Genomic DNA, 20,810 nt, shown 5'->3' on the forward strand with positions numbered 1-20,810 from the left:
ACATGATTAAAAATGCACTGCTTAGTGTTTCTGATAAAACGGGTATTGTAGATTTTGCAAAAGGTTTAGTTGACTTAGGTGTAACCATTTATTCTACAGGTGGTACGCTTAAGGCCATAACCGAAGCAGGTATTCCGGCAAAATCGGTAGAGTCTTTGACAGGTTTTCCAGAAATGATGGATGGCCGAGTAAAAACTTTACATCCTAACGTGCATGGTGGTATTTTGGCTATCCGTGATAATGCGGAGCATAAACAAGCTATGGCAGAACATGGTATCGAACCAATCGACCTTGTTGTGGTGAATCTTTACCCGTTCCGTGAAACCATTGCAAAACCTAATGTATCCTTAGAAGAGGCCATCGAAAATATCGATATTGGTGGTCCTACGATGGTTCGTTCTGCCGCAAAAAATCATGCGTACGTAGGCATCGTAGTAAATCCAAATCATTACGATGAAATCATTACGATGCTCAAGGATCAAGGTGAATTGACTAAGGAATATCGCTTTGGACTTGCCAAAGAAGCCTTTGCTCATACAGCGGCTTACGATGTGGCCATCGCTAATTATATGAGTGGAATCTTGAATGAAGGTCCTACACCTCCTGAATATCTGAGCGCTTATGAAAAGGTAACAAATCTTAGATATGGAGAAAATCCGCATCAACAAGCAGCATTCTACAAAGAAATTGGTACAGCTCATGGCATGGGGGCTTTAAAACAACTACATGGCAAAGAGCTTTCCTATAATAATATTGTAGACATGGAAGCGGCATGGAATATGGTATGGGAATTTACTAATCCAGCTGCATGTATCATTAAGCATACGAACCCATGTGGTGCAGCTACTGCAGCTACATTACATGATGCATATGTAAATGCTTATGAAGCGGACTCCGTATCTGCCTTTGGTGGCATCGTAGCCTTAAATCGTGAAGTAGATGCAAGTACAGCGGAGGAAATGAGCAAAATTTTCTTAGAAGTTATTATGGCACCTGCTTTCACAAAAGAAGCATTAGAAATCCTTGAAGCTAAGAAGAATATTCGCCTCATCGAGCTATCTAAGCCGGAATCTGGCCAAGTGACAGTGAAAAAGGTGTCTGGTGGTTTATTAGTGCAAACAGAAGACGATCTGGTAGAAGACCGCGCCAATTATAAAGTTGTTACGAAGGTACAACCGACAGAGGAACAATGGAAAGCCCTAGAATTTGCATGGAAACTTGTAAAACATGTAAAGTCCAATGCTATTTTGATTTCTAATGAAAAACGTACCCTTGGAGTTGGGGCGGGTCAAATGAATCGCGTAGGCTCTGCAAAAATTGCCCTTGAACAAGCCGGGGAAGCCGCTAAAGGCGCTGTTTTGGCATCCGATGCATTCTTCCCCTTTGGCGATACCGTGGAAACAGCGGCAAAACATGGCATTGCAGCTATTATTCAACCAGGTGGCTCTATTCGCGATGAAGAGTCTATCAAAGCGGCTGACGAAGCGGGTATTGCCATGGTATTTACAAACATTCGTCACTTTAAACATTAATTGGTTAAGAACTATTAGCGGATTGTTAAACACTATCAGGGTAAAATATCTATTGTACGGTCAAGAATTTTTGATGCTTGGGGTGGCCCCGTTATGTGTTTATATTATTATGAACTTGATGGCGTTTAGGCGCCGATGGAGGACTTATGAAAGTATGTGTAATCGGTAGCGGCGGCCGTGAACATGCATTGGCGTGGCGATTGTCCATCAGCCCTAGCGTAACAAAGGTATATGCTATTCCTGGTAGCGCGGCTATGTCAGATTGTGCAGAGCTAGTTGGCATCGATTGGCAACAAAGCGATCATTTAATTAGCTTTTTGAAAGATAATCAAGTTGATTTAGTTGTTGTTGGGCCTGAGGCTCCTTTGGTAGCAGGTTTAGCAGATGTACTCAATAAGGTGGGTATTCCTGTTTTTGGTCCATCTAAAGCCGCCGCTCAATTAGAGGGCTCAAAGGTGTTTGCCAAGAATCTCATGAAAAAATACAACATTCCAACTGCTGCGTATGGTGTATTCCACAAGGTAGATGAAGCGAAAACTTTTATCGCTCAAATAGGAGCTCCTATCGTTGTTAAAGCTGACGGTTTGGCGGCAGGGAAGGGTGTTGTAGTAGCTATGACCGTCGACGAAGCGAATGAAGCTGTGGAAGATATGCTCAGCGGTAATCGATTCGGAGATGCAGGCAGCACCGTTGTTATTGAAGAGTTTATGGAAGGTGAAGAGGCTAGTTTATTAGCCTTTGTAGATAGCAAGACCGTTGTTCCCATGATTGCCTCTCAAGATCATAAACGCATCTTTGATGGGGATAAAGGGGCTAATACTGGTGGCATGGGGACTTATGCACCGGCACCAGTTCTTACGGATGCATTGCGGGACGAAGCGATGAAAACTATCTTGGAGCCTATGGTAGCGGCTATGGAAAAGGAAGGTATGCCGTATGTAGGCTGCCTCTACGCTGGGCTTATGATTACTGACGAAGGTCCTAAGGTGGTAGAGTTCAATGCACGATTTGGAGACCCTGAAACGCAAGTTGTATTGCCTCTACTAGATAGTGACTTAGGTGAGATTATGATGGCCTGTGCTACGGGCATATTAACAGTTGATATGGTGAAATGGAAAGACTCCTCAGCGGCCTGCGTTATCCTTGCTTCTAAGGGTTATCCTGAAACTTCATCAAAGGGCGATGTCATCAGTGGGGATATTAAACAATATGACACAACCATCGTATTCCACTCTGGTACAAAGCTTGTTGGTGAAAACTATGTCACTAATGGCGGCCGTGTGCTCGGTGTTGTCGGACTTGGCAAAGACCTTAGAACGGCACTTGATAGAGCCTATGGACGTATAGAGCATATCGACTTTGAAGGCATGCAATATCGTACAGATATTGGGGCTAAGGCTTTTAAATAAAGTAACAACATTTTGAATATAATGAAAACCTCTACATTCATGCACGACGCATGCGGTGTAGAGGTTTTATTTTCTACCTTTTAACTGTTACCTATGATATAATAAATTAGATATAAAGAGGGCCCATCGACGTGTGATGGCGTTAGGCTCATCTCAAAAATTTGGAAACTGATTGATGACGCCTGACGTGTAGAAGCAAATCTTCTACACGTTAGGTGTTTTTACTATAGTCTATTTTATTTCTTAATAGCGATATATAACTATGATATATAATAAAGAACCGTTAGAACTGAATAGTCCGGTAGCCTTTTGGTTGAATTTTCCAAACGAAGAACGCGTATTTTGGGTGGATCGTCAAAGTGACCGCATCGTTGTAGGCGCTAAACGTTTGGCGACGGTCAAAGATGATGAAGATCGCCATAATTACGCTTACGTGTTTTATGGAGATACTTTTTTTGAGAACTCCAAGGAACCCAAATGGGCTGGCATGGGTCATGAAATGATTGCTTTCACCCATTACTACATCGTAGAAAATGGGGAGTCTTTCTACTTGCACGCTGGTGAAAGCGTCCCTATTACGGATTTCGAGGTGCCTCGAGTTCGCCATAACTACAAGGAAACCAGTGATGATAAGGCGGCTTGGGATATTTTGATGAATGCTATCGCTGATGGTATTAGTAGTGGTGAAGTGACGAAGGTCGTTTCTTCTCGAGAGGTACAGTTTACTAGTAAAACACCATACAATGTAGCAAGTATTTTGGCAAATTTAGTAGATAATAATCCAAATTGCTTTATCTTTGGTTACGAAAAGGATGGACGCACCTTTGTGGGTGCATCGCCAGAGATTCTAGTTCGCCATCGAGGTAGTGAAATTCTTAGCTATGCCTTGGCGGGGACAGCACCTAAACATGGACCAAATGCGTGGACTAAGGAACAACTGTTAACAGATAAGAAAAATCTCTTTGAACATAATATCGTCCGTGACCGTATTGTGGATATCATGAAATCTATTACTCCGGAGGTTATAATAGGTGAAACGGGTATCATGGAGCTGGCGCATCTCTATCATTTGCGCACCATTATTACTGCAAAGGATAGCACAAAATCCCTCGTGGAATGGGCAAAGTTGCTCCATCCTACACCGGCTCTCGGCGGTGAACCGCGAGAAAAGGCGTTGGCATTGCTACAAAAGTACGAAGCTCATGAGCGCGGCATGTATGCAGCACCTTTTGGCTTTATGAAAGATATGGGGGACGGCATCGTCATCGTTGCTATTCGATCTGCCCTCATTATGGATAATGTTCTTTATGCCTATGCAGGATGTGGCGTCGTAGCCGATTCTGATGCGGATGAAGAGTACGCAGAAACTAATAATAAAATGCGCACCATTTTGGATGCGTTATAATAAATTTCCAAACCCTTAGGAGTTGTTGAAAGGGAATATAATGAACGAATATATTGCTGCCTTGGTAGATGAGTTTTACCAACTCGGCGTCCGGCATGCTGTGTTTAGCCCTGGTTCTCGTTCTACGACGATGGCTATGCTTTTCACGGAGTATGAAGGCTTTGAAACATATATGAATATAGATGAGCGCTCTGCTAGCTTTATGGCACTTGGCATTGCAAAGGCTTATAAAGAACCAACTGTGTTAGTTTGTACATCTGGTTCGGCAGTGGCTCATTATTTGCCCGCTATTTTAGAGGCTCAATATAGTGGGGTACCTCTTATCGTATTGTCTGCTGATCGACCTCATACCTTGTTGCATGTAGGGGCTCCACAGACAGTAGATCAACAAAAGATTTTTGGTACAGCCGTAAACTATTACGAAGAATTAGCGGTGCCGCAAGAGGACCATTACTACACATATCCACGCCAAGTAGCTCGCAAGGCGTATATGAAAGCTATGGACATCAAAAAGGGACCAGTTCATATCAATGTACCCCTCTTTGAGCCATTAGTGCCTGAACTAGATCGTAAGCACTTTGAAGCGGGACGTAGCCCTTACAAAGTATTTAAACCTAATTACGGTGATGTATTTAGCTATCAGAATAGAAGTAATAACACAAGTAATCCAAGTAACGTAAGTAAAGCAAGTAACGTAAGCTATACTAAAAATACTACTGATAATAACACTAATAACTCTAATCGATTGCTTGCGCAATATAAGAAAGTTCTTATTTTAGCTGGTCCACAAATCGATGTAAACGAAGTTGAATCTATTCACTCCTTTGCGGAGAACTTACAAGCTCCTATCTTGGCGGATCCATTGTCTAATGTAAGACGCTGGCATAAGGCTGGTGCTATTGATGACAATCATGGAGTTGCTAGCAATCGTAGTAATGAAACAAATATGACTCAGGATAAACAAGTCTCTGATGTTGTGATTTCCACATATGATGCATTTTTAGCGGATAAAGAATTATGGCCTGTACTAAAGCCGGATTGTGTGATTCAGTTTGGCCAAATGGTTGTGTCTAAACGCGTGCAACAGATGGTGGCAAGTTGGGATAATGTGGAGTATATAGAGATAAATCCTACAATGGACTCCATGAATCCAACGGGGAAAACCACCATACACATGCAAGCAAGCATCGACATGTTTACGCATTTGTACGCTGTAAAGAACGAATCTAATGCATATCTTAATAGTTGGCAAAGTTTAGAAGTAGCTGGCAAAGCTCAACTAAGTACAGCCATAGAAGAACCAAGTTGTTTTGAAGGTCGCACGATACGCGAGTTGCAACAGCATATTCCTGATAATAGCCAAGTGCTAGTGGCAAATAGTATGACCATTCGCGACTTTGATTACTTCTGGTTCTCTGGTGAGTCCGATGCCGTTCTTTACGGAAATCGTGGTGTTAATGGTATTGATGGTACCGTTTCAACTGCACTAGGTCTTGCCACAAATGGTCAGCCTACATATCTCGTAACGGGTGATTTGTCTTTATTCCATGATCTAAACGGTTTAGCGGTCGCTAAAACGCACAATCTAAATTTGACGATTATTTTGCATAATAACGATGGAGGCGGTATTTTTGAATATTTACCGCAAAAGGGAACGAAGCATTTTGATTACTTGTTCTCTACGTCACAAGGTTTAGATTATAGTGGGGCCGCTAAACTCTATGGCTGTGGGTACACTAAAATCTCTAGTCCTGATGAATTGGTCTCTGTATTAGCTAAAGTTAGTAAGGAATCTGGTGTTCATATTATTGAAATACCAACAGACCGGGAATATAGTCGTCAGTTACATAGGAAATATACAAAAGTTTCAGTTGATATGGAGGCATTACTATGAGTCAGTATTTTTGCAGTATTGTAGATAATGCTTTGTGTAATCCAGCTCAGCGTATGTATTTTGACTTGGGAGAGTATCGCTACGGTTTGACTGTGGTAGGTGAAGGGGAACCTATTGTATGTTTCCACGGCTTCTCTGAATCAAGCTATACTTGGGATGCTATTAATCTGCCGGGGTATCGAGTGGTTCGTATTGATTTAATCGGACATGGCGATTCAGATATTCCTGATGAGAATCAGGCTTACACCATTCCTCAAATGATAAAGGACTTACACACAGTTATCTATTACATGGTTGGTGAAAGCTATTACCTCATGGGCTATTCTATGGGGGCTCGTATTGCACTTTCCTATGCGTTGGAGTATGAACGTGAAATCAAAGGTCTTATTCTTGAAAGTGGCTCGGTAGGCATCGCTTCTGACGCTGAGCGAGCAGCACGCTGCAAGGCGGATGAAGACTTAGCAGTTCATATCGAAGAGCATGATGGTGCTTGGTTTGCTGCACGATGGGCGGAAGCACCTATTTTTGAGAGTCAAAAACAGCTTTCAGAGGGGGTAGAAGAATTAATATACTTACGCCGTTCCAATAATAGCCCATATGCATTAGCCAGTACATTACGTGGCTCGGGGCAGGGTGTAATGCCTTATGTAGGAGATAAATTAGAAAAGTTCTCTGTTAAAGGTTTATATGTGAGTGGCGCATTAGATACAAAATATACTACAATAGGAAGAGATGTATTTGGCAAGTTGCCAAGTTTTAATCATGTCATCGTCGACGGGGCGGGGCATAATGTACATATAGAGAAACCGCAGATTTTTGAACAAGCGGTATTGGATTTTTTACAGAAGAAAGGTTAAGTCCATGAGCAAATTTGATTGGAAAGTATTGGATCGTAATTATGAAGATGTAATTTACGAAACATATAATGGCATTGCAAAGATTACTATTAACCGTCCAGAAGTGCGCAACGCATTCCGGCCTAAAACGGTAATGGAGTTAATTGATGCTTTCACAGTAGCTCGTGAAGATAACGAAGTAGGCGTAATCGTATTGACTGGTGCTAACCACGGTAAGGGCGAAGATAAAGAGGCATTCTGCTCCGGCGGTGACCAAAGCGTACGTGGTCACGGTGGTTATGTAGGTGAAGACAATGTGCCTCGCTTGAACGTTCTCGATTTACAACGCTTAATTCGCGTCATCCCTAAACCTGTTATTGCAATGGTTAATGGTTATGCTATCGGTGGCGGTCATGTATTGCACATCGTATGTGACCTTACAATCGCTTCTGAAAATGCTAAATTCGGTCAAACTGGTCCTCGTGTAGGCTCCTTCGACGCTGGTTATGGCGCAGGTTACTTGGCTCGTATGATCGGTCACAAACGCGCTCGCGAAGTATGGTTCTTGTGCCGTCAATACACAGCAGCTCAAGCGTATGAAATGGGCATGGTTAATACTGTGGTACCATTTGACAAATTGGAAGAAGAAACAGTTCAATGGTGTAGCGAAATCCTTGAATTATCTCCAATGGCTTTGCGCATGTTGAAAGGTTCCTTCAATGCCGACACAGATGGCCTTGCAGGTTTACAACAATTCGCAGGGGACGCTACATTGATGTACTATACAATTGATGAAGCGAAAGAAGGTCGTGACGCGTTCAAAGAAAAACGGAAACCTAACTTCAAACAATTCCCTAAATTCCCTTAATCGGGAGTCGATACAGTCCTATATGACGGACTATATTAACTGTTAAAACGACAAGTGCGCCTCTATAGGAGGCGCCTTTCTTGTAATATCTCTTTATTTATCATATTTCAATTATTACTATTACTTATTACTTATTACTTATTACTTATTACTTATTACTTATTACTTATTACTTATTACTTATTACTTATTACTTACTACTTATTGGTAAATGGTAATTAGCATTTAGTATTTAGTGATTACTTATTAGTCATTAGCTTTAGATACGAGGTGAGATGATGGAGTGGTTACGTTATGGTGCACAGCACTATCCTAATTGCATATGCATAAATGAATACACCTATAACGATATATACCGTGGCGTACTCCATGTAGCTCGTAATTTAGTGTCTTTAGAAGCCTCTCGAGTAGCCATCTTGTCTGATAACTCTGTGAACATGGCAATGTATGTGTTGGCTGCTATGCTAGTTCATAAAGAGGTACTTTTACTTAATGTACATCTTAAGCCAAAGGAAATAGAAAACCAATTGGATCAACTAGGTGTTACCACCGTATTACATAGTAAAGAACGACGTAATCAATTATCTCATTTCGTTGATTCGAAGGCCTCTAATTCAGTTGTTGCAATTGAGTTTGAAACTCTAGAAAGTATTCTATCAGATTTATCGGTCGAGGACTTCTTTGATTGGATATTTACGGATGCAGACATTGCTGCTATCATGAATACGAGCGCTACTACGGGGCAATTTAAGTCTGTGCCGCTTAGATGGGGACAAATTAAAGCTCATGTACAAGCCTCCCAAGAGGTACTAGGAAAAACAGAGCAGGATAATTGGCTAATGGTACTGCCTTTATTCCATGTGAGTGGTTTATCTATTTTGATGAGGTCTCTTTTCAACGGGACGGCTGTCACTATTTTGCCTAAATATGATGAAGCTCAAGTTCTTAAACTTATAGAATCTGAAAATATTAATATGATGTCTTTAGTGCCTACCATTTTGACTCAATTAGAGCCACATATTACACATCATACGTTACGCGTTATCTTGCTCGGTGGAGAATTCATTCCCATGGCGCTCATCGATGCTTGTGAAAAGAAATCTCTGCCTATCTATAAGACTTACGGTATGACGGAAACCTTTAGTCAAAGCGTGACCTTCTCGATATTGGATTATCCTCATAAACGAGAATCTGTAGGTAAGCCATTGCCTGGCATGCAGGTTCGTATCGATAATCCTGATACAGATGGGGTAGGCGAAATTCATTTGATGGGCCCTATGGTTATGACTGGTTACATCAACAAGGAACCTATTGATGGAGACTTTAATACAGATGATATTGGTTACATCGATGAGGACGGTTTCGTTTATATTTTGAATCGTCGTAAGGATCTCATCATTTCTGGGGGTGAAAATATATACCCTAAGGAACTAGAGGATTTGGTCTATACGTTGCCATCGGTAAAGGAATGCGCCGTTGTGCCTGTACCTGATACTAAATGGGGACAAGTGCCAGCCCTCTTTGTGGCCTTTCATGATGGTAAAAGTCTGCCACCAGAGAATATTCTAGCCTTTATGACAGACTTTTTAGCAAAATATAAGATTCCGAAATATGTAAAAGTATTAACCGCATTGCCTCGAAATGGAACTGGCAAAATATTGCGTAATGAATTGAAATTAGAAAATTGAGGCGCCTATGAATGATATTTTAAACTTTAAAAGTATAACTACATATCGCCTTAAATTGCCGCTGAAGTTCAATTTTAAGACTGCCAAGGGCGAGGTGAAAGAAAGAGAGACTATCGTCGTTCGCATTGAAGACCAACAAGGGTATGTAGGATATGGGGAATGCGTAGCTTTCACAGAGCCATTCTATACATTTGAGACCGTAGAAACCTGTTGGAAAACCTTAGTAGATGATTATATCTTTAATCTGCGCTTGATGCGGCCTAAGCCACTGATGACCTATGTACGACAATTACAATTTTGGCGCAATCGAGACAATATGCCTATGGCTATTGCGGCTCTAGAAAATGCGCTTATTCATCTTCATTGTGAACGGATAGGTGTAAATTCTGTTTCCTACATTATGGATCAACCTTTACAAGAGACAATTGAAAGTGGTATCGTCGTCGGTGATGTGCCAATAGACCAATTACTTGATGTTGTAGCGCATCATGTAATAAATGGTTGTAAGCGGATTAAATTAAAGGTAAATCCTATAGATGGTTATGAACGCGTAGCTTTAGTTCGCAAACATTATCCGGATTTAGTTTTAGCGGCTGATGCAAATCGAAGCTATTCATATCAAGAAATAGATAAGGTCCGTCAGTATGATGATTTAGGTCTAGCTTGTATTGAAGAGCCCTTTGCGATGGCAAACCTTCAATCTTATAAAGATTGGAAGTGGGAGCGTCTTGAGCATGGTGATTGGAAAATCTATACGCCAATTTGTTTAGATGAGTCCATTTTAGGATATGATGATTTGTCCTATGCTATCGAATATGGTTTGATTGATGTGCTTAATATAAAAGTAGGGCGCATGGGTGGGCTTATTCCAACAAAAGCAGCTATTAATCTATGTAGAGAACGTCATATTCCCTATTGGATTGGTAGCATGGTAGAGTCAGGGGTTTCTAAAATGCTTCATGTCCAGCTATCCGCTTTAGGGGATTCCTATATGGCAGGGGATTTGTCCGATTCAAATCGATATTTTGAACAAGATCTTATTTTCCCAGATTTAACCTTTAAAGAGGGTATTATGCAGGTCCCTGATGGTGATGGACTAGGTGTAACAGTCTTTGATGACCGGCTAGAAGCCTATTGTATGGAGAAACGAACACTATGAATTTAATTGAATCCTTACAAATCGATGTACCTCGTATGACGAGCGACACTACATGTATTGCAAAAATGAATTTAAATGAATTTCATAAACAACCGCAAGGCTATTTAAATGGTGGTGCTACCTTAGCTTTTGCAGAAATTATTGGAGGCATGATGAGCAATGAGCTGGTAGGTTCTCATAAATTTGGCGTAGGCCAGTCTGTAACTGCTAATCACCTACGTCCTGTAACATGCGAAGGAACTTTAACAGCATTAGGAACACTACTAGTGAAAGGCAAAACATCCCACGTATGGCGCTTTGATATGATAGATGATGCACAACGCCTTATTTCACAAGTGACTGTAACCTTGGCTATTGTAGATTTTGATAGATAAAATCCCATTTTTAAAGGATTTAGTTATATTTGCTAATTAAGTTATGTATAATTTCGTCTTACATGAGAACTTACGATTGTTAAGATTATAGGATAATAAAAGGACAGTATATACTTTTCGGTAGATACTGTCCTTTGTTGGTTTTATAATGTAAATAGCTCATCTAGAAAAACGACATAACTCTTTTTTATATTTTCTAAGATCTGCAATTTAAAATGTTAGAAAAGACGAAGATATTTATTTTCTGGTGATGGTATATAGATCCTCGATATCAGGAATATCGTAAATAACCCATGTTCCATCTCCTAAATGACGCATCAAAACTTTTATATCTTTTGTCATATTCTTTTTATTATTTTGTATCGTTACAGTCACAGTAGCCTTATCACCATTATCTTCTGACTTTAGGTTTTTAACCTCTACATCATGTTCCTTAAATAGGCGACCTTCTACAAGACGATCTACCATAGACTTATTATCATCATTTGCTGTAGTAGTATTATTGGTAGGTGATTCAGATTTAAAGCTGTCAGGATCTTCGATATATGTTCGTATTACGTCTTCGAGAAGAGCTGGTCCAAATGTTTTGGTAGCTGCTATTGTAGCTTTGCCAAGTGGGGTAGATGTATCGACATATTTATTGCCTTCTCGTTCTACAATGTTTTTTACAATGGATTTTATATCTACGTGGCGCAATGCTTCGTCTGCATCTTTATCTTGTACTGCTTGGTGAATGATTTTTAATGTGTAGGCTGGTGTATGTGGTACATACCATAAAAAGTACCATGCTGCGGCCATCGCTCCTACAATAGCTATGATAAGAGCGATAATAACACCTTTTGAATTGAACTTATTCATAGCGAATCCTTTCATATTTCTATAGAGGCATTTTCATACTGAATATATACATATTGTAGCATATTGAGTAAAGAATAGGATGATTTCTAGTAAAGGGTATACCTAGTGAAGCTTATAGAGAAAATTGTACTATTGCGAAAACTGACGAATTATGACGATAAAGGGTGGATTCCTGTAATATAATATAGATATACTTTTATAAAAGCTATAAAATAACGATTATCAAATATAATCAATTATTTTCATAGATTTGTAATAATATTTTTTAAAAAAATAGTTGCATTGCTCTAAAATCCATGATATTATGTACAAGTAGTCAACGCGAGTTGATACGCGGCCCCGTGGTGTAGCGGTTAACATGTCGCCCTGTCACGGCGAAGATCGTCAGTTCAAATCTGATCGGGGTCGCCATTTTTTTTTACAAAAAATCATGCCTCGGTAGCTCAGTTGGTAGAGCAACGGACTGAAAATCCGTGTGTCGACAGTTCGATTCTGTCCTGAGGCACCATTTGTATTCCATGCGGTTGTGGTGGAATGGCAGACACGCCATCTTGAGGGGGTGGTGAGCTAACGCTCGTGCGGGTTCAAGTCCCGCCAACCGCACCAAGCCAATAAAATAAGGGTTTACAGGTAATTCTGTAAACCCTTATTTTTGTTTGACATCATAAAGTCTTATGGGGATTGACATCATTTTGACATCAGAATATTTTAGAAATGCGTTCCACGATGTCATCTTCCATTTTAGGCGTGACGTGTGAATAGGTATCCATTGTTTCTTGAAACGAAGCATGGCCTAGGCGTTCTTGTATAGCTTTCATATTTGCCCCATTTTCAATGAGAAGTGTGGCGTGGGTATGTCTTGTACCGTGCATAGTAAAAGTTGGCTTACCGATTAAATTGGCGTATTTCTTACATAACTTACTGACTTCATCAGGGCAGCGAGGAGCACCTTTAATACCAGGAAATACTAAATTATTATTAATCCAGTTCATCGTCTTGATTCTGCGTTTATCTATGACTGTTTTATGTTTTATAAGTTCTTGGAGTGTGTCTGTATCAATGGCTATTATCCGTTTTGATGACGTAGTCTTAGTTGTATTTGATATAACTGCAGTGGATCCAATCTTGAGTGCTGTTTGTGAAATGGATATGGTCGATTTCTTAAAGTCGATATCAGACCATCTTAGGCCTAACAATTCAGAACGGCGCATACCAGTTGCAAATGCTAATTTAAAGAGTGTGTGATGCTCAGAGTTAGATATATTAGATAAGAAGCTCTTAACTTCATCTGCAGACAACGTTACCATATGGCGGACTTTAACCTGTTTTGGCCGATCTATGTTTTTCATGTAATTTTTAGGGATAATGTCATCTTTTACCGCCTGCTCTAATATGGATCCTAGAATTGTCATGGTGTAGGATATAGTCCTTGATGACAATCCATCCATTGATTCAAATACATACCGTAATGTATTAGGTTTAATTTCGGCTAACTTTACGCCGCCGATTTTATCTCTGATATAGCGATTGATAATTCCTGTATAGCTTTGATATGTGGCAGGGGTTATAGTCTTTGCTTTTAGTTGTAACCATATATTAATCCATGTATTTAATGAGATGGTAGCATCGAAATTGGCGCACGATTGGTTAGCATTTACATATTTCTCCATAGCTTCCGTAGCAGCTTTCTTAGTGCTGCCATAGAAGTATTTACGCTTACCGTTTATCATCTTTGATACTTGGTAGCGTCCATCGGTTCGTTTTTTTGCCATAAAAATAACCTCCTGAGCATAATAAATAAGCCTTAGAGGATTTATGATATAATTATATTGGAGTAAAAATGAAGTACCTCTAAGGTATGTAGTTTTTAATGGCCCTCACTGCGGTGAGGGCTTATTTTTTTACAATAAAAAAGGCCCTTAGGAAAACCTAAGAGCCTATTGTAACCTTAATGGTTACTCATCATTTGTTTGATAGCTTGGTGCTACCTCGTATTTACATACTATCATAGACTACGGTTTTTCGCAACTAAAATAAAGAAATTTTAATTTAGTTTCTAAATTATTTAACAATTCATCGGGTAAAATTATATTTGTAAGAACATCTGTGGTTCGAACCGGAGCTTTTATTCGCTGTTTGCTTATTGTTGTTATTTGTCCGATGTCAGCCATGCTTTCTGATTTTAGATTATCAAGATAGCTTAACACGGCCATAGCATCTTTATGTTGCTTTCTAAGTTTTATTACTCGTGATTGTAAAGATTTATCTGTTCTTATAACATCAATAGGATACTTTTTGGCTAAATCATCTGCTTCTTGATTAAGTGCCTTTACCATGGCCTTAGCTTTATCATCGATTAAATCCGATAATACACCTCCTAATGGCACCATGTATAAATTTTGATATGATGTATTTTTGTCCTTCTTACTTCGCAAGGGGATAACTGTGAGGGTCGATGTATTTTTACTATTTTTTATATCTAATACAATTGCATAGTGCAACCCGCCTAATTCTTGGCCTACTCTAAATCCAAAATTTACAAATACGATTTGACCCCGTTTGTATGTAATTAATTGCTTTGGCTTAAAGGTTTTTTCGTTTTTTATATAGCCGAGATAATCCCTAAGCCAATAAGCAAGAATAGCCGCTTTTTTATAATCCTTTTGCATGAGCTCCTTTACATAGTTTTTATATCTATAAAGGAGCTGCTTTTGGAATTTAATAAATTCAAGGATATTTTTGGGATCTTTAAAATTCATGTAAATTTCCTCCCTTATTAATTACATTAGAATATAGAATCTAGCGCAGTATCATGCCGGCGTTATTTTTTTATATCCCAAATATCCCTCTTAAGATGTCTCGATTACGTTCATGCTTAGCTTTCTTTTCGGCAGCTTGCTGTTCTTCAATGCGTTTTTGTTCCTGAATCTGCGCTTCATTTTCTTGCTGATTTTTATAATCTGTTAATTTAGCGTCACGACCAACTAACCCTTTTACAGAAGCAATAAGTGCTTCACCACCACTTCCAGGGGCTGGAGTGCGAGTGGCATTTACTGCAGCCTCTTTAACAACTGTATCAGAACCATTCCTATAAACATAATATTGTATGATTGTAACAGAAGAATCTGCGAAGTGAATATTGTATTCTCTTAATTCTTGAAAACCTCTAGTTTGTATCCAGACAGCCCACGCTTTAGCAGTATCAGTAGCTGGGTCATAGGAGAGTGTGTTTAAATCGACTTTCCCTGTGTAATCAGAATTTGAATAAAACCATTGCCAACGTGCGTCATTGAATTCTTTAGCACTAACCATCATTGTTACGCATAGTACAAATATTGTTACTAATACTAACCCTTTTTTCATATTGTCATCTCCCTGTGTTAAATTATGTGGTGATAGAAATCGATTCCGTTAAAGTCCCCATTTTCAATTTGAGACATCCTTACCATACGTTCGACTAAGTTAACGTGATGTTCCACATAAAAGTCATCACGAATAATATGACTTAACTCATGTTTAATTTCCTCCCTCATGCGATCATGGGGGAGATTTTTATTTATGTAGATATTATGGGTATCCACATCTTCACATTCCTCCGATACCGCATTAGTATGTGGTAAATTGCAATAAATTATATTAACTACCAATTACAACACCCTCCCTTGTGTCGACTATTTATGTTTAGATCTGTTGAGCCCGCAAAAAATCTAGTTTTTCTTTGTAAGCTTTTGACGAAGGGGCCATAAGTACGTCTTGCATAAACTCGCTAATTACTGGTATGTATTCCTTATAAATCATACTAAATACATCCTTATCAATAGCTTGTGTGAAATTAATAAATGCATTGTTCGGTAATAAATATTTAAAAACAATGAGTAATTTAAAAATATTGGTAATGTTATCTTGATATTCAAATTGAAAAGTAGTGGTAAAGTCGACAAGTAATGGCAAGCTTTCTTTTAACTTTGGGTAATCATGGTTGATAAAACTTGAAAAGTGGGCACAGTCATTACGAACTTGATTTAAAAATAATATACTTGTACGAAGTTGGCTTGGAGTCATATGGAAAAATGATGAAATATTATCCTGAATTTTAAGAACTTCATAGAAGTGTAGCATTTCACCAAATGAAAGATTATTAATAAAAATCCATATAGGGATATGTCCATGTTTTGTTCGATAGTGAGTAAACGGCTTAAATGTAGTATCCTTGTATATCTTTTTTAATCGTTTTATTAATAACTCATGCTTTAATTCATTTTTCTTTGTCTTTAGATTTTGTGTGTAATTTGATTCATTTAAATATGGTTCTATGTAGTGACAATCAATGCTATCACCATCAAATGGTCCGTAAGCTTTTGCAAACTCATAAGATATACAAGTTTTTAATCGTTGCTCGATTTGTAAAATAGGATAAAATATAAGGTTTTTAATTCTAGCATCAACTTGTTGGATACTGAATAGTTTAAAGAAATCGATATCATCAATATATTCATCATTAGTTAGAAAAGGCTTATTATATTGGTTGATAATATTGTAATATCCATATGTTTGTAGCAAATCTTTCACATACGATTTAGAATTTTTGAGTATGGTCATTCTAATATCACGATCAGAGGTTGGATGTTTAAATGGATTGTGAATATGAATTACAGCTGGACCTTTTATATCAGGGGAAGGTGATTTATTAGTATATTTAGGTAACAAACCAGAATTGGATAATATATCTATTTGTTCATCGTAAGTTTTAAATGATTTCATAATAATAAAAAGGCCATGCACACATAAGTGTACATGACCTTTTTCAGGTTGCAGCTTTTTGCAAAGCCTCCCCAGATACCATGTACACAATATACCATTGCAAGAACTCTTTGTCAAACTCCTTTCTTTTATATTGATTCTGATATTGCGGACAATTATTTATATTTAGATTTTAAAAATTCAATATATTCCACAGCTTTTTGCATATCCTCCTTTGAAATTCCACGTGATGCGGAGAATAATAAACGTGCAGAAGGACGGGTGCGAAGGTATTCAGCGTATTCAGCTGTTTCAGAATCAAGGTAGTAACCTTGTGGAGTATCATCCTTATCCCAACCGATTAACCATTCTGGATTTACTTCTAATATGGGAGCCAATCTATTAATAAAATCAATAGAAACACTAGCGATTTTACCAGATTCATATCTTTGCATATTACTTTCACTAATACCTAATCTTGCTCCTAAGTCAGCTAATGTTATGCCTTTTTGCTTTCTAATGGCTTTTATTCTTTCTCCTATTTCTTTGTTTATTGCATTTCTTTCATCGGTACTCATAATATGCCTCCAAATAAGAATCGCCCTTACAAACATATATTACAATAAACTTGAATAAAATTCAAGAAAAATTATAAAACTTTTATAAAATCTTGCATATGATGGTTGACATGTTTTTCTAATAGGCTTATCATGTAATCAGAAACTTGCATAGTGTGCAAGAAAAGTGAGGTGAAAAGATGAAATTAGAAAAACTGAAAGGATTGTTGGTAGAACATAAGAAAACATATGCAGATTTAGCAGAGTTGTTAGGCGTTTCTATTACAACTATTAACAGTAAAATGAATGGGAAAACACAGTTTGATGTAGTAGAGGCTACAATGATTAGTGATTGGCTTGGATTAGACTGCTCTAGTCGAGTAGATATTTTTTTACACAATAACTTGCATAATATACAAGTTATAAGTTAGAAGAGGTGAAATTACATGAAAAGCCCATTACAGAGACACATGGATAACCTTGGGAACAAGACGGAAGAAGGAGGAGAAACAAGTATCACAAAAAAAGAGCCACATGATGAGGCTCAAAAAAAGTGGATTATATTTAGATATTTTAATGCTTTGAAATATAACAAAGACCAATCACTAGAGGAAAAATTACAAGACATAAGATATTGCACAAGAGTTAATTTGGGACTGTTTGTGATTGCAGTGATCCTAACGATTCTAAATATTACGAGAATATAAAGGTTAATATTGCAATTATTATTGTTGTAAATATACCAATGCCAGCTAACCATGCAGCAAATTTACCATATTTAGCAGATTCCTTTGAAATACGAAGACTTTCTTCTGCAAGTTGTAATGTATGATTTTCTTTTTCCAACTGATGCAAAAAATTTAAACCAGATACAGTTAGTTGAAATTCATCAGAATCATCAAAATAATAAGGGGCAAAAAAATCTTTTGGTATAGTTACAAGTTTAAAGTAGGAATGTATTAGAGAGGTAGTATTAGAGATTGCAGATATACGTTCAATAGAATAAAAGGGTGGTTCAACTTTCTTTTTGGGAGTATTGGATAAATACAATTGGAGAGTTGCATCGTTCAATATTGATACTTCTGCTTTTAATTCAGCGTAAGTTTTTGACTTCCTATTAATGAATAATATTAATTTCTCTAAATTTTCATTGGTTAGAGAATGAGCGTGTGAATCAAAGGAATCAAGTTCTTCTTTATAGTTTAAATACTCTTGTTCAATAGAATTTTGCGATAACTGAAGATTAGAAATAGGTAATGCCTTCATAATCCCTATATTTTTTTGGATGGCATTACTAATAGCTTCAGATTTTTTAATAAGTCGCTAGTGGGTTTCATAAAAGACCTCCTTTCAGAGTAATTATAGCACTAGGGAAGGCGATACGAAGGAGAAACAAATGAAAGAAATTAAAGAAAAATTACATCAAGTAATTTTAAAAAGATTAGACATGACAATGAATGAAACAAGTTATACAGATCCATATATTGTTCCATACATTGAATTATATTAACGCTTAGAAGAAAAGAGTGTTCCACACCAAGAAGAACACTCTAAATAGTTAATTAAGAAAGGAATTATGAAATGGATACCACAGAATTGGCATTAATTATTTCAGCAATGGCATTAGGAATAGCTATAGCTAAATTAATTCTACAATAGCATAGAGTTATTTAAATATAGAAATTATGACTGCTATAAATGAAAGAAATAAAGCTAGATTAGAACGACATGTGGCATGCTTATCTATCTTACGTTGTTCTAACACTGCTTCATAATATGATCTTCCACTTGGAGTTATTTCATAAGTGTTATTAGAAAGAATACCTTCTGAATCACTATGAAAACCATCGGTATTGGTAATGAAGTTTAGTTGTAATAAGTAAGATAATTCAAGCGCCATGTTATAGGCTGATAGACCAGTAATACCGCTTAATTGTTGTGGAGACAAATTTCGCTGATAGAACTGTTCTAAATAAGAAAAACTTTTTTTATCCAAAAGATATAAGTCCATATACTCACCTCCTTTTGAGATGAGTATAGCATGAGTGATAAAAATTGAAAGAGGTGAAATCACATTTTACAAGGTAATTACGGAAAACCGTAATGCAGCGAATGTGAAAATAACAAAGGAGCGATATGCGAACCATTTATTAACACAGAAAGGAGATTGCGATGAAAATCATTATAGAAGGTACTGCTGAAGAAATTTGGGCATTAATGGAAAAAGAGCCCTGCTGTGAACAGAGCTCTAGTAATCAATGGTTTCCTGAAGACAGTAATCGGAAATATTACGAAAAATCAACAAGTGGTCCTAACCTGAAAAAATAGTTTCGTTGATATATTTCCAAGCCTCCTTTGGTAACCAACCTTGGGTATTATTTATTACTTCTATGACCAGTAACCTATCATTGCTATCTAGATATTTGGTTATTTTGTCAGATACTTCTTGGGCTGATTGATAATTAGATCTAATTAAATAGGACGATTTCCAATATGTACACCAAGCTCCATCACTTGCCGATTTGATTGCTTGGATAACATTTTCATAATCTTGTCCCGCTTTATTCAAATCATAAGTAATAAAATAACGTTTTTTCATTCCACTCACCTCCTTTCTATATCCATTATAGCAAACGCGGAGGTGAGGGAAGTAATACTAATAAACAGATGAAGGGGGTGTAGAGATGAAGAACCCTGTAGGGGGGATTTATACAAAAGAAAATGGAGAACAATTTAATTATCAAAATAAATTTATAAGAGTTGAGCCAACAGGGGGTGATTTTTGGGACTACTTTCCATTTATTGCTGTAGTGGTTTCCTCTGTTTCATTAGGCGTATCCATAGCATTTTGGGTGCTTAAAATTTTATGAAAATTAGATAAATTGTAATGGACTTTATAGAGCTTAAATTTTTTTCTATTAGATGTTGATAAAGGAGAGCGATGCCATGGTAGCCAAGCATATTGAGGAATTTTAAATTCAATGCAGATTCCCTCTTTAATAGAAATATTTTTATTAAGGATAACCAAGATAGGTAACTCTAAACAGCTGCCTGATGTAATTGGACCGCAGCGTGATTTAGGAAGATCAATAATAAAATTTTCTAAGGCCTTTGGCCCAAATGGACTAATTAATAAAGAGGGATTGTCTCTTAGCCATGGAACGCTAGATAAAGTGCAAAGAAAATGGTTTTCATTTGTTTTAGGGTTATAGGCTCGTAAATCAAAATAAGAACTATTGGTAGTGCTGGCATTCACAATGATTGCGGTTGTAAAAATTGCATATTGATTAGTTGAATTTTCAAAAACATTATCATGGGCTTCTATATTTTTTGTAACATCTAGTGCAAAGCAATTGGCATCAAAATCAACAGTTATTAATCTTCTTTCTCGCAAATATGATAGTAAAGAAAGCAATAAAGCCGCCAATGAAATGATTATTGGAATAAAATCCATAATTTCACCTACCTTCTAAGGGGATTATACAAATAA

Annotated in this window: 23 protein-coding genes and 3 tRNA genes; 15 read left to right on the plus strand and 11 right to left on the minus strand. The window is 37.6% G+C overall.

Annotation, left to right across the window (positions count from 1 at the left end; genetic code table 11):
* The first annotated feature begins 2 nt into the window (after nt 1–2).
* The 9 genes from purH (at nt 3) to B1A77_RS04725 (ending at nt 11,165) form a co-directional block, all read left to right on the plus strand.
* A complete protein-coding gene (purH, locus tag B1A77_RS04685; RefSeq protein ID WP_077708112.1) occupies nt 3–1,532 on the plus strand; it encodes a bifunctional phosphoribosylaminoimidazolecarboxamide formyltransferase/IMP cyclohydrolase in 1,530 nt (509 codons plus the stop codon).
* 146 nt (nt 1,533–1,678) lie between these two features.
* A complete protein-coding gene (purD, locus tag B1A77_RS04690; RefSeq protein WP_077708113.1) occupies nt 1,679–2,941 on the plus strand; it encodes a phosphoribosylamine--glycine ligase in 1,263 nt (420 codons plus the stop codon).
* 262 nt (nt 2,942–3,203) lie between these two features.
* Nucleotides 3,204–4,346 (plus strand): isochorismate synthase, encoded by a 1,143-nt coding sequence (locus B1A77_RS04695; protein WP_077708114.1) that lies wholly within the window; start codon nt 3,204–3,206, stop codon nt 4,344–4,346.
* A 40-nt stretch (nt 4,347–4,386) separates the two neighbouring features.
* The gene (gene menD, locus B1A77_RS04700; RefSeq protein ID WP_077708115.1) at nt 4,387–6,240 is read left to right on the plus strand and encodes a 2-succinyl-5-enolpyruvyl-6-hydroxy-3-cyclohexene-1-carboxylic-acid synthase; all 1,854 of its coding nucleotides are present in this window, start codon (nt 4,387–4,389) and stop codon (nt 6,238–6,240) included.
* Nucleotides 6,237–7,097 (plus strand): 2-succinyl-6-hydroxy-2,4-cyclohexadiene-1-carboxylate synthase, encoded by an 861-nt coding sequence (menH, locus tag B1A77_RS04705; RefSeq protein ID WP_077708116.1) that lies wholly within the window; start codon nt 6,237–6,239, stop codon nt 7,095–7,097. The genes menD and menH overlap by 4 nt, the downstream gene beginning before the upstream one ends.
* Before the next feature lie 4 nt (nt 7,098–7,101).
* The gene (gene menB / locus B1A77_RS04710) at nt 7,102–7,944 is read left to right on the plus strand and encodes a 1,4-dihydroxy-2-naphthoyl-CoA synthase (RefSeq protein ID WP_077708117.1); all 843 of its coding nucleotides are present in this window, start codon (nt 7,102–7,104) and stop codon (nt 7,942–7,944) included.
* Nucleotides 7,945–8,219: 275 nt separating this feature from the next.
* Nucleotides 8,220–9,632 (plus strand): o-succinylbenzoate--CoA ligase, encoded by a 1,413-nt coding sequence (menE, locus tag B1A77_RS04715; protein ID WP_077708118.1) that lies wholly within the window; start codon nt 8,220–8,222, stop codon nt 9,630–9,632.
* Nucleotides 9,633–9,639: 7 nt separating this feature from the next.
* On the plus strand, nt 9,640–10,791 hold the full coding sequence (menC, locus tag B1A77_RS04720) for an o-succinylbenzoate synthase (RefSeq protein WP_077708119.1): 1,152 nt from the start codon (nt 9,640–9,642) through the stop codon (nt 10,789–10,791).
* Nucleotides 10,788–11,165 carry a PaaI family thioesterase gene (locus B1A77_RS04725; protein ID WP_077708120.1) on the plus strand — a complete coding sequence of 126 codons (378 nt, stop codon included), beginning with the start codon at nt 10,788–10,790 and terminating at the stop codon, nt 11,163–11,165. The genes menC and B1A77_RS04725 overlap by 4 nt, the downstream gene beginning before the upstream one ends.
* 237 nt (nt 11,166–11,402) lie before the next feature.
* Here the strand turns inward: B1A77_RS04725 and B1A77_RS04730 are convergent, their stop codons facing one another.
* Nucleotides 11,403–12,023 carry a hypothetical protein gene (locus B1A77_RS04730; protein ID WP_004693701.1) on the minus strand — a complete coding sequence of 207 codons (621 nt, stop codon included), beginning with the start codon at nt 12,021–12,023 and terminating at the stop codon, nt 11,403–11,405.
* 335 nt (nt 12,024–12,358) lie between these two features.
* On the opposite strand from B1A77_RS04730, the gene B1A77_RS04735 reads away from it, so the two are divergent.
* From B1A77_RS04735 to B1A77_RS04745, 3 genes are all read left to right on the plus strand, one after another.
* Nucleotides 12,359–12,434, plus strand: a tRNA-Asp gene (locus tag B1A77_RS04735).
* A gap of 21 nt (nt 12,435–12,455) precedes the next feature.
* Nucleotides 12,456–12,531: transfer RNA gene (locus B1A77_RS04740), tRNA-Phe, on the plus strand.
* Between the two features lie 12 nt (nt 12,532–12,543).
* A tRNA-Leu gene (locus tag B1A77_RS04745) sits at nt 12,544–12,629 on the plus strand.
* A 92-nt stretch (nt 12,630–12,721) separates the two neighbouring features.
* On the opposite strand, the gene B1A77_RS04750 is transcribed toward B1A77_RS04745, so the two are convergent.
* From B1A77_RS04750 to B1A77_RS04775, 6 genes are all read right to left on the minus strand, one after another.
* The gene (locus B1A77_RS04750; protein ID WP_077708121.1) at nt 12,722–13,795 is read right to left on the minus strand and encodes a tyrosine-type recombinase/integrase; all 1,074 of its coding nucleotides are present in this window, start codon (nt 13,793–13,795) and stop codon (nt 12,722–12,724) included.
* Nucleotides 13,796–14,035: 240 nt separating this feature from the next.
* Complete coding sequence (locus tag B1A77_RS04755; protein WP_077708122.1) at nt 14,036–14,782, minus strand: type II toxin-antitoxin system PemK/MazF family toxin; 747 nt, start codon at nt 14,780–14,782, stop codon at nt 14,036–14,038.
* 70 nt (nt 14,783–14,852) lie between these two features.
* A complete protein-coding gene (locus tag B1A77_RS04760; protein ID WP_077708123.1) occupies nt 14,853–15,386 on the minus strand; it encodes a hypothetical protein in 534 nt (177 codons plus the stop codon).
* A 17-nt stretch (nt 15,387–15,403) separates the two neighbouring features.
* Complete coding sequence (locus tag B1A77_RS04765; protein WP_237301835.1) at nt 15,404–15,604, minus strand: ImmA/IrrE family metallo-endopeptidase; 201 nt, start codon at nt 15,602–15,604, stop codon at nt 15,404–15,406.
* 100 nt (nt 15,605–15,704) lie between these two features.
* Nucleotides 15,705–16,901, minus strand: a complete 1,197-nt coding sequence (locus B1A77_RS04770; RefSeq protein ID WP_187658831.1) for an Abi family protein — start codon at nt 16,899–16,901, stop codon at nt 15,705–15,707.
* A 38-nt stretch (nt 16,902–16,939) separates the two neighbouring features.
* Nucleotides 16,940–17,341 carry a helix-turn-helix domain-containing protein gene (locus B1A77_RS04775; RefSeq protein ID WP_077708125.1) on the minus strand — a complete coding sequence of 134 codons (402 nt, stop codon included), beginning with the start codon at nt 17,339–17,341 and terminating at the stop codon, nt 16,940–16,942.
* Between the two features lie 179 nt (nt 17,342–17,520).
* Here B1A77_RS04775 and B1A77_RS04780 point away from each other — a divergent pair, with 179 nt between their 5' ends.
* Both B1A77_RS04780 and B1A77_RS04785 read left to right on the plus strand, forming a co-directional pair.
* On the plus strand, nt 17,521–17,751 hold the full coding sequence (locus tag B1A77_RS04780) for a helix-turn-helix domain-containing protein (RefSeq protein WP_077708126.1): 231 nt from the start codon (nt 17,521–17,523) through the stop codon (nt 17,749–17,751).
* A gap of 15 nt (nt 17,752–17,766) precedes the next feature.
* Complete coding sequence (locus tag B1A77_RS04785) at nt 17,767–18,027, plus strand: hypothetical protein (protein WP_077708127.1); 261 nt, start codon at nt 17,767–17,769, stop codon at nt 18,025–18,027.
* Here the strand turns inward: B1A77_RS04785 and B1A77_RS04790 are convergent.
* Nucleotides 18,014–18,586 carry a hypothetical protein gene (locus B1A77_RS04790; RefSeq protein ID WP_077708128.1) on the minus strand — a complete coding sequence of 191 codons (573 nt, stop codon included), beginning with the start codon at nt 18,584–18,586 and terminating at the stop codon, nt 18,014–18,016. The two genes, B1A77_RS04785 and B1A77_RS04790, sit on opposite strands and share 14 nt — an antisense overlap.
* 400 nt (nt 18,587–18,986) lie before the next feature.
* The gene (locus B1A77_RS04795) at nt 18,987–19,331 is read right to left on the minus strand and encodes a hypothetical protein (protein WP_077708129.1); all 345 of its coding nucleotides are present in this window, start codon (nt 19,329–19,331) and stop codon (nt 18,987–18,989) included.
* A gap of 161 nt (nt 19,332–19,492) precedes the next feature.
* Between B1A77_RS04795 and B1A77_RS10150 the strand changes: the two genes are divergently transcribed.
* The gene (locus B1A77_RS10150) at nt 19,493–19,648 is read left to right on the plus strand and encodes a hypothetical protein (RefSeq protein ID WP_187658832.1); all 156 of its coding nucleotides are present in this window, start codon (nt 19,493–19,495) and stop codon (nt 19,646–19,648) included.
* Here B1A77_RS10150 and B1A77_RS04800 read toward each other — a convergent pair.
* Both B1A77_RS04800 and B1A77_RS04805 read right to left on the minus strand, forming a co-directional pair.
* Nucleotides 19,632–19,919 carry a hypothetical protein gene (locus tag B1A77_RS04800; RefSeq protein ID WP_077708130.1) on the minus strand — a complete coding sequence of 96 codons (288 nt, stop codon included), beginning with the start codon at nt 19,917–19,919 and terminating at the stop codon, nt 19,632–19,634. The two genes, B1A77_RS10150 and B1A77_RS04800, sit on opposite strands and share 17 nt — an antisense overlap.
* Nucleotides 19,920–20,108: 189 nt before the next feature.
* Nucleotides 20,109–20,774: a hypothetical protein gene (locus tag B1A77_RS04805; RefSeq protein ID WP_077708131.1), complete on the minus strand. Its 666-nt coding sequence runs from the start codon at nt 20,772–20,774 to the stop codon at nt 20,109–20,111.
* Nucleotides 20,775–20,810: the final 36 nt, after the last annotated feature.

This window comes from Veillonella parvula, assembly GCF_002005185.1.
In the GTDB taxonomy this organism is placed as follows: domain Bacteria; phylum Bacillota; class Negativicutes; order Veillonellales; family Veillonellaceae; genus Veillonella; species Veillonella parvula_M.

Coding starts and splice junctions, on each gene's coding strand:
- B1A77_RS04790 (WP_077708128.1), bottom strand. CDS start 18,586: ATGAAGGCATTACCTATTTCTAATCTTCAGTTATCGCAAAATTCTATT.
- menC (WP_077708119.1), top strand. CDS start 9,640: ATGAATGATATTTTAAACTTTAAAAGTATAACTACATATCGCCTTAAA.
- B1A77_RS04750 (WP_077708121.1), bottom strand. CDS start 13,795: ATGGCAAAAAAACGAACCGATGGACGCTACCAAGTATCAAAGATGATA.
- B1A77_RS04725 (WP_077708120.1), top strand. CDS start 10,788: ATGAATTTAATTGAATCCTTACAAATCGATGTACCTCGTATGACGAGC.
- B1A77_RS04730 (WP_004693701.1), bottom strand. CDS start 12,023: ATGAATAAGTTCAATTCAAAAGGTGTTATTATCGCTCTTATCATAGCT.
- B1A77_RS04800 (WP_077708130.1), bottom strand. CDS start 19,919: ATGAAAAAACGTTATTTTATTACTTATGATTTGAATAAAGCGGGACAA.
- B1A77_RS04785 (WP_077708127.1), top strand. CDS start 17,767: ATGAAAAGCCCATTACAGAGACACATGGATAACCTTGGGAACAAGACG.
- purD (WP_077708113.1), top strand. CDS start 1,679: ATGAAAGTATGTGTAATCGGTAGCGGCGGCCGTGAACATGCATTGGCG.
- menH (WP_077708116.1), top strand. CDS start 6,237: ATGAGTCAGTATTTTTGCAGTATTGTAGATAATGCTTTGTGTAATCCA.
- B1A77_RS10150 (WP_187658832.1), top strand. CDS start 19,493: ATGAAAATCATTATAGAAGGTACTGCTGAAGAAATTTGGGCATTAATG.
- B1A77_RS04775 (WP_077708125.1), bottom strand. CDS start 17,341: ATGAGTACCGATGAAAGAAATGCAATAAACAAAGAAATAGGAGAAAGA.
- B1A77_RS04760 (WP_077708123.1), bottom strand. CDS start 15,386: ATGAAAAAAGGGTTAGTATTAGTAACAATATTTGTACTATGCGTAACA.
- menD (WP_077708115.1), top strand. CDS start 4,387: ATGAACGAATATATTGCTGCCTTGGTAGATGAGTTTTACCAACTCGGC.
- B1A77_RS04795 (WP_077708129.1), bottom strand. CDS start 19,331: ATGGACTTATATCTTTTGGATAAAAAAAGTTTTTCTTATTTAGAACAG.
- menB (WP_077708117.1), top strand. CDS start 7,102: ATGAGCAAATTTGATTGGAAAGTATTGGATCGTAATTATGAAGATGTA.
- B1A77_RS04805 (WP_077708131.1), bottom strand. CDS start 20,774: ATGGATTTTATTCCAATAATCATTTCATTGGCGGCTTTATTGCTTTCT.
- B1A77_RS04780 (WP_077708126.1), top strand. CDS start 17,521: ATGAAATTAGAAAAACTGAAAGGATTGTTGGTAGAACATAAGAAAACA.
- menE (WP_077708118.1), top strand. CDS start 8,220: ATGATGGAGTGGTTACGTTATGGTGCACAGCACTATCCTAATTGCATA.
- B1A77_RS04755 (WP_077708122.1), bottom strand. CDS start 14,782: ATGAATTTTAAAGATCCCAAAAATATCCTTGAATTTATTAAATTCCAA.
- purH (WP_077708112.1), top strand. CDS start 3: ATGATTAAAAATGCACTGCTTAGTGTTTCTGATAAAACGGGTATTGTA.
- B1A77_RS04695 (WP_077708114.1), top strand. CDS start 3,204: ATGATATATAATAAAGAACCGTTAGAACTGAATAGTCCGGTAGCCTTT.